The organism is Nocardioides alkalitolerans DSM 16699 (assembly GCF_000426525.1).
In the GTDB taxonomy this organism is placed as follows: domain Bacteria; phylum Actinomycetota; class Actinomycetes; order Propionibacteriales; family Nocardioidaceae; genus Nocardioides; species Nocardioides alkalitolerans.
Genome location: NZ_KE384533.1, coordinates 1,370,418 through 1,380,937, shown reverse-complemented (window position 1 = coordinate 1,380,937; position 10,520 = coordinate 1,370,418). Strand labels below are relative to the sequence as shown.

Below are 10,520 nucleotides of genomic sequence, written 5' to 3'. Positions count from 1 at the left end.
CCACACACGGGGCACACCGCCGTGGTTTCGAGACGCGGCTCGCTGCGCTCGCGGCTCCTCAACCACCAGTGCCACGTGGTTTCGAGACACTCGCTAACGCTCGTCCCTCAACCACCGGCGGCGCTCGCTCCTCAACCACCGACCGGGGGCGAGCGCCGTCACCGTCAGCCCCGGAAGACCCCGTCGGCGTCGACGGAGTCCGCGAACTCGAAGAGCCAGAGGTTGCCGACCGAGAGGTTGGCCTCGATCAGGGCGACCTCGGTGGTCACGGTCCTCAGCTCCCGGGGGAAGTCCTGGACCTCGTCCTCGGACGGCGCGGACACGTCGACGTACAGGACCGTGACCTCGCCGCCTGCGGCCGCCTCCCGCATGCTGCGCGCGTCCGCGATGATCCGGTACTCGAGCGGCCCGTCACCGACGGTGGCGATCAGCTCGGCCGCCGTCACGCCCTCGAGGTCGCGGTCCTCCAGCGTCTCGACGTACGGCTCGTACGGTCCGTACCCGTCCCCGAAGTCCACCCCCGCCGTCACCAGCTCGACCACCCGGCGCCAGGCCGCGTCGTCCGAGAAGTCGGTGCGCACGAGGTAGGTGGGGTCGGGCACCTGCTCGTAGGACGAGGTGGGGCTCGACCCGTCGGCCGGCAACACGTCGCCGTTCTCGTCGAGCTCGAACCCGAGGTCGGTCGGTCCGTCGACGGTCACCACGACCTCACCCCCGGCGTCGACCGCTTCCTGCCCCTCACCCCCACCGCAGCCGACGAGCAGCGCACCGAGCAGCACCAACGGGACCAGCAGGACCGGGGCTCGGCGCATCGGGGCTCCTCGGGGTGACGGGGGCGGGCCGCTCGATTCTCGACGACGCGCAACCCCGGCGTCCCCCGAAGACCCGGTTACACCGAACTAACACACCAGGTCGTGCACTGTCTTCCGCCCGTGACCATTCGGAAACACCCCGGGCGTGGACTGCTCCGCATGACCTTCACCGCCCACGACGCGCACCGGCACATCGGCCGGCTGCCGGCGTACCCCTTCTACGGGGGCCCGGCGATCAACGCCGACGTGACGGCGCGGGAGACGGTGGAGGAGCTGATCCGCGACCTCGACGCCGAGGGCACCGAGCGGGCGTTGGTGCTGCCGAACTACGGCGTGCCCGACCCCGACGTCTCCTTCGGGCTCAACCACCTCGCGCTCGAGGCGGCCCAGAAGGACGACCGCGTGCGCTGCGGGCTGTGGGTCTCGCCGAAGGCCTCGGACGCCGCGCGCAACGACGCCTCCCTGGCGCTGGCGGCGGAGGACGGCGTGGTCGCCCTCAAGACCAGCTTCCTGCTCGGCGGCAGCGTCGACGACGCCGACTCCGCGGTCCAGCTCGAGCGCATCTTCACCACCGCCGCCGCCCACGACCTCGTCGTGCACGTGCACACCTCGCCCGGCGCGGCCTCCGACGTCGACAAGATCGGGCAGCTGGTCGAGCGCTACGGCGACGACACGAAGATCCACCTGGTGCACCTCGGCGGCGGCATGAGCGGCCACATGAAGCTCATCGGCGGCCGCCTCTTCGACTGGATCGAGGCCGGCAAGCAGGTCTACACCGACACCTCCTGGGCCATCGGCTTCGCGCCGGTCTGGCTCTGCCAGGAGATCGAGGAGCGCGGCATCGGCCACGACCGCGTGCTCTTCGCCACCGACACCCCCTGGGGCGACCACGCCGGCGAGTTCGCCCGCCTGGCCGCCGCGACCGACGACCCCGAGCTCACCGCCGCGCTCTTCCGGGGCAACTTCGAGGCGCTGTACGGCGCCTGACCCGCCACCCCTCCCACCCGCACGACCCCCGAGCCCCACACCCGAGCACGACCCACCGCAGCACCCACACCCTCAGGAGAAGCGATGCCCGCGTTCGACGACGAGATCATGGCGAACATCGAGAAGTCCGTCTCGGAGATCCCGCACCCCTCGCAGGCCAAGGGGACCAACCTCTACGGATCGACCAAGATCTTCCCGGACTACCAGGCCACCGAGGGCCAGAGCTACCTCACCCTCGTGCACGGCATCCCGCACGAGAGCTCCGTCAGCTTCGTCGCGGTGCTCCAGGCCACCCGGGCGCTGCGCAAGGGCTTCGAGTCGGCGATCTACTTCTACGGCCCCGGCGCGCTGGCGTGCGTCGACACCCGCGGCTTCCCCACCACCGGCGACGTCGCCTTCCCCGGCAACCAGAACATGAACGACTCGATCAAGACGTTCGTGAAGGAGGGCGGCACCGTCTTCTGCTGCCGCTTCGGCCTGGCGCTGCACGGCAGCCGCGAGGAGGACCTCATCGAGGGCGTCATCCCGGCGCACCCGCTCGACGTGCAGGACGCCGTCATCCACTACGCCAACAAGGGCGCCATCATCAACTCCGTCTACAACCTCTGAGGCCACGGACATGACCGCACCGACCCCCTCCTCCACCCGGGTGGACGTCGCCATCCAGGGCATCCGGCTGCTCGACGCCCCGGTCTCGCGCCGGTCCGGCGCCGGCCCGAGCGACGACGGGCACGTCCTCCTCGACGGGGTCGGTGCGGCCATCCCCCTCAACCCCCGCAGCCCCTACTCGGTGCGCGGCGGCAAGCTCCTCCTCGACGGGGCCGACACCGGCCTCGGCGTCGAGGCCGTCCGGCGCCCGAGGTTCTACGACCGCTCCACTGCCGACGGCGTGCCGTACGAGAAGATCGCGCGCCTCCACTCCTCCAACGTGCTCGCCACGACGGTCGTGCAGACCTGCGTGCGGTACGACGAGGACCAGCGCTGCCGCTTCTGCGCCATCGAGGAGTCGCTGCGCGCCGGGGCCACCGTCGCGGTGAAGAGCCCGGCCCAGATCGCCGAGGTCGCGCTGGCGGCGTACGAGCTCGACGGCATCACGCAGATGGTGATGACGACCGGCACCTCCAACGGCCGCGACCGCGGCGCCACCCACCTCGCCCGCTGCGTGCGGGCCGTCCGCGAGGTGCTGCCCGACCTGCCCGTCCAGGTGCAGTGCGAGCCGCCCGGCGACCTGGCGACGATCCAGGAGCTGTACGACGCGGGCGCCCGCTCGATCGGCATCCACGTCGAGTCCCTCGACGACGACGTGCGCGCCCGGTGGATGCCCGGCAAGGGCTCCGTGCCGATGAGCGAGTACCGCGCGGCGTGGGCGGAGGCCGTCCGCGTCTTCGGCTGGAACGAGGTGTCGACGTACCTGCTCGTCGGGCTCGGCGAGGACCCCGACGAGCTCGTCGCGGGCGTCGAGGAGCTCATCGCGATGGGCGTCTACCCGTTCGTCGTGCCGTTCCGCCCGCTCGCCGGCACCCTCGCCACCGACGTCGACCACGTGCCCGCCCCGGACCCGCGCGTGCTCGGGTCCGTCACCACCCGCGTCGCCGCGGCGCTCCGCGCGGCCGGCATGACCGGCGCCTCCCAGTCCGCGGGCTGCGCCGCCTGCGGCGCCTGCTCGGCGCTCTCCTGCGAAGGGGCCTGACCATGACGCTCGACGCCCACGTGCTCACCGGGCTGCGCACCACCCGCCCCGCCGGCGACCCCGGCACCCCGGCCGGCCCCGGCGACCCGGCCGGGCGGCCCGCGCCGTACGTCGTGGCCGAGGCCACCACCCCGGCCGACCTCGCGGCCTACCGCCGGCTGCGGCACGACGTGTTCGTCACGGAGCAGCGCCTCTTCGCCGTCAGCGACACCGACCTCGTCGACGACGACCCGCGCACCGTCGTGTTGCTCGCCCGGGCCAGCGCGGACGGCGCGGTGCTCGGCGGCGTGCGGCTGCACCCCGCGCCCGACGCCGACGGCACCCCGCCCGCCACGGACCTCGGGTGGTGGCGCGGCGGCCGGCTCGCCGTGGCCGCCGACGCCCGCACCACGCAGGGCATCGGCCCGGCGCTCGTGCGGGCGGCGTGCGCCCGGGCCGAGGCCGCCGGGGCGCTGCGCTTCGACGCCGTCGTGCAGGCCGGCAACGAGCGGCTCTTCCGTCGCCTCGGGTGGCGCACCCGCGCCTCGGTGTCGGCGCACGGGCAGCCGCACGTGGTGATGGACTGGCCGCTCGACCGCGTCCAGCGCCTCGCCGACGCCACGAAGGCAGCGCTCGGCGGCCTGCTCGGCGAGCTCGCGACCGGCGTGCCCGCCGGGTTCGTCGGCGACGACGGTGCCCCGGTGCCGGGCAGCGACCTCGTCGCCGCCTGCGACGCGATCCTGCCGTCGATGGTCGAGCGCGACCCCGAGTGGGCGGGCTGGTGCTCGGTGCTCGTGAACGTCAACGACCTCGCCGCGATGGGCGCCGCCCCGGTGGGCCTGCTCGACGCGGTCGCGGCCCGCGACGCCTCCTTCGCCCGCCGCGTGCTCCGCGGGCTGACCGAGGCCGCGCAGGCCTGGGGCGTCGCGGTGCTCGGCGGCCACACCCAGCTCGGGGTGCCGGCGGCGCTCTCGGTCACCGCGCTCGGGCGCACGGCGCGACCGGTGCCGGGTGGAGGCGGCCGTCCCGGGGACCGCCTCCGCCTGACCGCCGACCTCGGCGGCGACTGGCGGCCCGGCTACACGGGCGCGCAGTGGGACTCCACCTCCCGCCGCACCCCTGCCCAGCTGCGGGCGCAGGCCGGTCTCGTGCCGGCCCTCGCCCCCACCGCCGCGAAGGACGTCTCCATGAGCGGGCTCGTCGGCACCACCGGCATGCTCGCCGAGGCCGGCGGCTGCCGCGCCGTGCTCGACGTCGCCGCGATCCCCACGCCCGCCGGTGCCCGCACCGGCGACTGGCTCACCTGCTTCCCCGGCTTCGCGATGATCACCGCCGAGGCGCCGCACACCCCCGCCGCACCCGCCCTGCCCGACGACCTCGGGCACCTCACGACCGCCGTCACCGGCACCCTCGTCGAGGGCGCCGGGGTGGGCCTGCGCTGGCCCGACGGCGTGGTCACCGAGGCCATCCGCCACACCGTCACAGGAATGGGACCCGCATGAGCACCCCCGCCCCCGCGCACCCCGGATCGTCCGACACCCAGGCCGTCGCCGCCGTCTGCGCCGGCTTCGGACGCGACGTCGAGCAGAACCTCGCTCAGATCGCGTCGTACGTCGACGAGGCCCGCGCCCAGGGCGTCTCTCTGCTCGCGCTGCCCGAGGCCTGCCTCGGCGGCTACCTCTCCGTGCTCGGCCGCGGACGCGACGGCAGCCACGACGAGCAGCCCGAGGACCTGCCACCGGTGATGGACCTCGACGGTCCCGAGCTGCGCCGGGTCGCGGAGGTCGCCGGCGACATGACGGTCGTGGTCGGGCTCTGCGAGTCCGACGGCGCGGAGCGCTACAACACCGCCGCGATCGTCAGCGGCGACGGCGTGCTGGGGGCGCACCGCAAGGTGCACCAGCCGCTCGGCGAGAGCCTCTTCTACTCCGCCGGCGACACCTTCACGGCCGTGGACACGCCGGCCGGTCGGGTGGGGGCGCTCATCTGCTACGACAAGGCGTTCCCCGAGGCGGCCCGCGCGCTGGCCGTCGACGGCGCCGACATCGTCGCCTGCATCTCGGCCTGGCCCGGGTCGCGCACGGGCGGCAGCGCCTCGCTCGCCGAGGACCGCTGGCTCACCCGGTTCAACCTCTTCGACCAGGCCCGCGCGCTGGAGAACCAGGTCGTCTGGGTCGCCTCCAACCAGCAGGGCACCTTCGGGACGCTGCGGTTCGTGGCCCACGCCAAGGTCGTCGGGCCCGGCGGCGACGTGCTCGCCAGCACCGGTCTCGACGCCGGCATGGCCGTCGCCCGACTCGACGTGGGCGGCGCCCTCGAGACGGCCCGCCGCGCGATGTTCCACCTGCGCGACCGCCGGCCCGAGACCTACCCGGCGGCGCTCGCGACCGCCGTACCCGCCCGCGCCCTGCACCCGGTGATGGCGGAGGCCGCCCGTGCCTGAGATGACGTTCACCGTCCGCTGGCCCGACGGGGCCGTGCAGGACTGCTACTCCCCCTCGCTCGTCGTGCACGACCACCTCGACGCGGGAGCGGCCTACACCGTGGCCGACTTCCGCGAACGAGCCGCGACGGCGCTGCACCTGGCCAGCGAGCGCGTGCGCGCGTCGTACGGCTTCGCGTGCACCGCGTCCGCCGCCTCGCTGGAGCGCATCGACACCCGGGTCCGCGCGTTCGCGCCGGACGCCCGCGTCGAGGTGCTCCGCCTCCACCCCCCGCTGCCCCAGGAGCCCGCATGACCTCCGCCGCCCCCGCCCGTCACCGGACCTCCGTCGTCGTGGTCGGGGGTGGCCAGGCCGGTCTGTCGACCAGCTGGCACCTCGTGCGCGACGGCGTCGACCACGTCGTGCTCGAGGCCGGCACCGCGGCCCACGAGTGGGCCGACACGCGCTGGGACAGCTTCACCCTCGTCACGCCCAACTGGCAGTGCCGGCTGCCGGGCTGGGCGTACGACGGCCCCGACCCCGACGGCTTCATGACCCGCGACGAGGTCGTCGCGTGGCTCGCCGGGTACGCCGGGTCGTTCGGCGCCCCGCTGCGCGAGCGGACGACGGTGACCGCCCTGACCGAGCGCGAGGGCGGCGGGTTCGTCGTCGACGCGGTCGGGCCCGAGGGCCCCGAGACGTGGGAGGCCGACCACGTCGTGGTGGCGACCGGCGGCTACCACCACCCGATCGTGCCGCCGTGGGCACCCGCGCTGGACGCGTCGATCACCCAGGTGCACTCGGCCGACTACCGCAACGCCACGGCGCTGCCCGAGGGCGGCGTCCTGGTGGTGGGGTCCGGGCAGTCGGGCGCCCAGATCGCCGAGGACCTCCACCTCGAGGGCCGGCAGGTGCACCTCGCGCTCGGGGACGCCCCGCGCGTCGCCCGCTTCCACCGCGGGCGCGACGTGATGACGTGGCTCGCCGAGATGGGTCTCTACGACACCGCCGTCGCGCAGTACCCCGGTGGCGTGGCCGCCCGCGAGAAGACCAACCACTACGTCACCGGCCGCGACGGGGGCCGCGACATCGACCTGCGCCGCTTCGCCGCCGAGGGCATGGGCCTCTACGGCATGCTCGCCGGCGGGTCGGGCACGACGCTGACGTTCCTGCCGACGCTCACCGCGGCCCTCGACGACGCCGACGCCGTCTACACCTCGATCTGCCGCGACATCGACCGCTTCATCGAGCGCGAGGGCATCGACGCGCCGCCCGGCACGCCGTACGAGCCCGGGTGGACCCCCGAGGCCGACCCGCTCGAGCTCGACCTGGCCGCCGCGGGCGTCACCTCGGTGGTCTGGGCGATCGGCTACCGGCCCGACTACCGCTGGGTGCGCGTGGGCGTGTTCGACGGCACCGGCCGTCCCACCCACACGCGCGGCGTCACCGGCGTGCCCGGGCTCTACTTCCTCGGGCTGCCGTGGCTGCACACGTGGGGCTCCGGGCGCTTCCTCGGCATCGCCGCCGACGCCGAGCACGTCGCGGGCTGCATCACGGGCCGCCCGACGCACGACACGCTCCCGGCCGCCGAGCTGGCCCGGCGGGTGTCACCGGGTCCGTACGCCGCCGCGCCCTCCACCGCGCCCTCCGCCGCCACGACGCGGGCCTGAGATCGGTAGGTTCCCGCCGTGCCCGCGCTCCGCATCGCCGCCGCCGCCGCCCACTTCGGGCGCGACCTGACGCGTGCCCTCGCCAAGGTCGAGGGCATCGTGGGCGACGCCCGGGCCGCGGGCGCGGGGCTGCTGGTGCTGCCGGACGCCACCCTCGGCGGCTACCTCTCCGACCTGCGTCACCCCGACCCCCTCGCCCTCCCGCCCGCGCTGACCGAGACGTCGTACGAGATCCAGCGCATCGTCGCGATGGCCGGCGAGATGGTCGTCTGCTTCGGCTACGCCGAGGAGGAGGTCGTCGACGGCGTGCCGCGGCTCTACAACACCGCGCTGGCCGTGAGCGGCGACGGCGTGCTGGGGCGGCACCGCAAGGTGCACCAGCCGGCGGGCGAGTCCCTCGTCTACGCCGCGGGCGACCGGTTCGAGGCGTTCGACACCCCCGTGGGGCGGCTCGGGATGCTCATCGACTACGACAAGACCTTCCCCGAGGCCGCGCGGTCGCTCGCGCTCGACGGGGCGACGGTGCTGGCCTGCCTCTCGGCGTGGCCGGCCAGCGTCACCGACCGCGCCTCCCGGCTGCCGCAGGACCGCCAGTCCCGCCTCTTCGACCTGTACGACGCCGCCCGCGCCGCCGAGAACCAGGTCGTGTGGGTGTCGTCGAACCAGACCGGCGTGATGGGCGGGCTGCGGTTCCTCGGCCAGGCGAAGGTGGTCGGGCCCGGCGGAGACGTGCTGGCGCGGACGTCGTCGAAGGGCGGGCTCGCGATCACGGAGATCGACGTCGCGCTCGAGGTCGCCCGGGCCCGGCGGCTGCTGCACCACCTCCAGGAGCGCACGCCGGCGGCGTACACCGCGCTGCGGGCGGTCGACTGCGCGCCCGACGGCCTGGTCGCCCCGGCCGAGAGGAGCTGAGGCGTGCGGATCGCGCTGCTCACCTACTCGACGAAGCCCCGCGGCGGCGTGGTGCACACGCTCGCCCTCGCGGAGGCGCTCGCGGCCCTCGGCCCGGCCGGCGGGGTCACGTCCGTCGACGTGTGGACGCTCGGGCGCGGCGGCGACACCACGTTCTTCCGCTCCGTGGACCCGCGGGTCGGCGTGCGGGCGGTGCCGTTCGAGGCCCGCGACGACGAGACCGTCGGCGGGCGCATCGTGCGGTCGATCGCGGTGCTGCGGGAGGCGTTCGCGCAGGAGCGCGGGGCGTACGACGTCGTGCACGCCCAGGACTGCATCTCCGCCAACGCCGCGCTGCCCTGCCTGCGCACCGTGCACCACCTCGACCGGTTCACGACCCCTGAGCTCGCGGCCTGCCACGACCGGGCGGTGGCGGAGCCCGACGGGCTCGTCTGCGTCTCGGCGGCCGTCGCCGCAGAGGTGGCGGCGGGCTGGGGACGCGCGCCGACGGTGATCCCGAACGGCGTCGACGCGCCGCGGTTCGAGGCGGGGGCCCGGGACGTCGAGGGGCGCGCGGCCTGGGCGGACCGCCTCGGCCGCTACGTGCTCGCGCTCGGCGGCATCGAGCCCCGCAAGGGCACGATCGACCTGCTCGAGGCGTTCGCGCTGCTGCGGGCCGACCCGGCGCACGCCGACCTGAGGCTCGTGGTCGGCGGCGGCGAGACGCTCTTCGACTACCGCGACTACCGGACCGCCTTCGACGCCCGCGCCCGCGAGCTGGGCGTCGAACCGGTCGTGCTCGGACCCGTCGACGACCCCGCCCTGCCGAGCCTCGTCGCGCAGGCCGCGGTGCTCGGGTTCACGTCGACGAAGGAGGGCTTCGGCCTGGCCGCGATGGAGGCCCTCGCCGCCGGCGTCCCCGTCGTCGCGCGCGACCTGCCCGTGCTGCGGGAGGTCTTCGGCGAGGCCGTCCGGTACGGCGACAGCCCCGCCGCGTTCGCCGTCCAGCTGGGCGCCGCGCTCGGCGGGGTGGCGGACGGGGCGGAGCGCGGTCGGGAGCTGGCCCGGTCGTACACCTGGGAGGCGGCGGCGCTGCGGCACGTCGCGTTCTACGCCGAGCTGTCGCGTCTGCACGCCTGAGACGTGCCGAGCTGTCGCTACTGCACGCGCTCGGCGACCGATCCCGTCTGCGCGATGACGCGCGTGAGGGCGGCCTGGAGGTCGCGCAGCTCGTCAAGGCCCATGCCGAGGCGCTCCACGACGGCCGGCGGGATCTTCTCGGCCTCCGTCCGCAGGGCCCGCCCCTCGTCGGTGAGCACGACGGCGAGGGTGCGCTCGTCGTCCGGGTCGCGCTCACGGCGGAGGTAGCCCGCCGCCTCGAGCCGCTTGAGCAGCGGCGACAGCGTGCCCGGGTCGAGACGGAGCAGCTCGCTGAGCCGCTTGCCGGAGACCGGCTCGTGCTGCCAGAGGGCGAGCATCACGAGGTACTGCGGGTGGGTGAGCCCGAGGGGCTCGAGCAGCGGGCGGTAGACACCGACGACCGCGCGCGAGGCGACCGAGAGCGCGAAGCAGACCTGCTCCTCGAGAGCCAGCGGGTCGCTCCTCAGAGCAGCGGCAGCAGCATCCACCGGCGGAGAGTAGCATTGCTTTGTGCCCCAATCATCGGTCGAAAAAGCAGGTCAGCCGGACCGCCGGCGCAAGCACCTCATCGACTTCGACAACCCCCCGCCGCGTACGACGGTGGCCGCGCGGGACGCCGGTCTCTCGAAGGTCCAGCAGCGCGTGATGTCAGCCCTGCTCCTGACGACGGTGCTGCACTTCATCGGCGGGCTCGTGATCTTCGCGCACAGCATCGACGGGCACCTCGACGCGAAGGTCGGCCTGCTCGTCATCTGCGTCTTCCTCGGCCTCGGCGGCATGGTCGCCGCCCTCGCGATCCACGAGAAGTCGCCGCTGAGCTGGTGGCTCCTCGCCGGGCCGGTGCCGGCGATCATCGGCGCGATCTGGGTGCTCTGAGCGCAGCAGAACTGCCGGCTCGGCGCCGTACACGCGTGCAGACGCGACAACT

General features: G+C 74.6%; 12 protein-coding genes. 10 read left to right on the top strand and 2 right to left on the bottom strand.

All coding sequences use genetic code 11. The features are described from left to right. Positions 1 to 164: 164 nt before the first annotated feature. The gene (locus K329_RS0123470) at positions 165 to 812 is read right to left on the bottom strand and encodes a DUF6924 domain-containing protein (RefSeq protein WP_028474938.1); all 648 of its coding nucleotides are present in this window, start codon (positions 810 to 812) and stop codon (positions 165 to 167) included. A gap of 159 nt (positions 813 to 971) precedes the next feature. Here K329_RS0123470 and K329_RS0123465 point away from each other — a divergent pair, with 159 nt between their 5' ends. The 9 genes from K329_RS0123465 (at position 972) to K329_RS0123425 (ending at position 9,592) form a co-directional block, all read left to right on the top strand. Continuing rightward, entirely contained in the window at positions 972 to 1,799 is an 828-nt protein-coding gene (locus K329_RS0123465; RefSeq protein WP_028474937.1) for an amidohydrolase family protein, read from the top strand. 84 nt (positions 1,800 to 1,883) lie between these two features. Beyond that, a complete protein-coding gene (locus K329_RS0123460; protein ID WP_028474936.1) occupies positions 1,884 to 2,408 on the top strand; it encodes an MSMEG_0572/Sll0783 family nitrogen starvation response protein in 525 nt (174 codons plus the stop codon). Between the two features lie 10 nt (positions 2,409 to 2,418). Continuing rightward, entirely contained in the window at positions 2,419 to 3,489 is a 1,071-nt protein-coding gene (locus tag K329_RS0123455) for an MSMEG_0568 family radical SAM protein (RefSeq protein WP_028474935.1), read from the top strand. A gap of 2 nt (positions 3,490 to 3,491) precedes the next feature. Further along, complete coding sequence (locus K329_RS29150; RefSeq protein ID WP_084541549.1) at positions 3,492 to 4,970, top strand: MSMEG_0567/sll0787 family protein; 1,479 nt, start codon at positions 3,492 to 3,494, stop codon at positions 4,968 to 4,970. After that, entirely contained in the window at positions 4,967 to 5,911 is a 945-nt protein-coding gene (locus tag K329_RS0123445) for a carbon-nitrogen hydrolase family protein (protein WP_028474934.1), read from the top strand. Before K329_RS29150 ends, K329_RS0123445 begins: the two co-directional genes overlap by 4 nt. A 1-nt stretch (position 5,912) precedes the next feature. Beyond that, complete coding sequence (locus K329_RS0123440; RefSeq protein ID WP_245596692.1) at positions 5,913 to 6,206, top strand: MSMEG_0570 family nitrogen starvation response protein; 294 nt, start codon at positions 5,913 to 5,915, stop codon at positions 6,204 to 6,206. Further along, positions 6,203 to 7,561 carry an MSMEG_0569 family flavin-dependent oxidoreductase gene (locus tag K329_RS29145; RefSeq protein WP_052337281.1) on the top strand — a complete coding sequence of 453 codons (1,359 nt, stop codon included), beginning with the start codon at positions 6,203 to 6,205 and terminating at the stop codon, positions 7,559 to 7,561. Before K329_RS0123440 ends, K329_RS29145 begins: the two co-directional genes overlap by 4 nt. 18 nt (positions 7,562 to 7,579) lie before the next feature. After that, positions 7,580 to 8,473 carry a carbon-nitrogen hydrolase family protein gene (locus tag K329_RS29140; protein ID WP_052337280.1) on the top strand — a complete coding sequence of 298 codons (894 nt, stop codon included), beginning with the start codon at positions 7,580 to 7,582 and terminating at the stop codon, positions 8,471 to 8,473. A gap of 3 nt (positions 8,474 to 8,476) precedes the next feature. Then, positions 8,477 to 9,592, top strand: a complete 1,116-nt coding sequence (locus K329_RS0123425; protein ID WP_028474932.1) for an MSMEG_0565 family glycosyltransferase — start codon at positions 8,477 to 8,479, stop codon at positions 9,590 to 9,592. A gap of 17 nt (positions 9,593 to 9,609) precedes the next feature. Here K329_RS0123425 and K329_RS0123420 read toward each other — a convergent pair whose 3' ends face one another. Beyond that, positions 9,610 to 10,080 carry a MarR family winged helix-turn-helix transcriptional regulator gene (locus K329_RS0123420; protein WP_028474931.1) on the bottom strand — a complete coding sequence of 157 codons (471 nt, stop codon included), beginning with the start codon at positions 10,078 to 10,080 and terminating at the stop codon, positions 9,610 to 9,612. Between the two features lie 22 nt (positions 10,081 to 10,102). On the opposite strand from K329_RS0123420, the gene K329_RS29135 reads away from it, so the two are divergent. After that, on the top strand, positions 10,103 to 10,468 hold the full coding sequence (locus tag K329_RS29135; protein WP_157571884.1) for a hypothetical protein: 366 nt from the start codon (positions 10,103 to 10,105) through the stop codon (positions 10,466 to 10,468). The last annotated feature ends 52 nt before the right edge of the window (positions 10,469 to 10,520 follow it).

What these genes read in the sequence shown, in the direction of transcription:
- K329_RS0123465 (WP_028474937.1), top strand. Translation starts at nt 972, where the DNA reads ATGACCTTCACCGCCCACGACGCGCACCGGCACATCGGCCGGCTGCCG.
- K329_RS0123470 (WP_028474938.1), bottom strand. Translation starts at nt 812, where the DNA reads ATGCGCCGAGCCCCGGTCCTGCTGGTCCCGTTGGTGCTGCTCGGTGCG.
- K329_RS0123460 (WP_028474936.1), top strand. Translation starts at nt 1,884, where the DNA reads ATGCCCGCGTTCGACGACGAGATCATGGCGAACATCGAGAAGTCCGTC.
- K329_RS29150 (WP_084541549.1), top strand. Translation starts at nt 3,492, where the DNA reads ATGACGCTCGACGCCCACGTGCTCACCGGGCTGCGCACCACCCGCCCC.
- K329_RS29145 (WP_052337281.1), top strand. Translation starts at nt 6,203, where the DNA reads ATGACCTCCGCCGCCCCCGCCCGTCACCGGACCTCCGTCGTCGTGGTC.
- K329_RS0123440 (WP_245596692.1), top strand. Translation starts at nt 5,913, where the DNA reads ATGACGTTCACCGTCCGCTGGCCCGACGGGGCCGTGCAGGACTGCTAC.
- K329_RS0123445 (WP_028474934.1), top strand. Translation starts at nt 4,967, where the DNA reads ATGAGCACCCCCGCCCCCGCGCACCCCGGATCGTCCGACACCCAGGCC.
- K329_RS0123455 (WP_028474935.1), top strand. Translation starts at nt 2,419, where the DNA reads ATGACCGCACCGACCCCCTCCTCCACCCGGGTGGACGTCGCCATCCAG.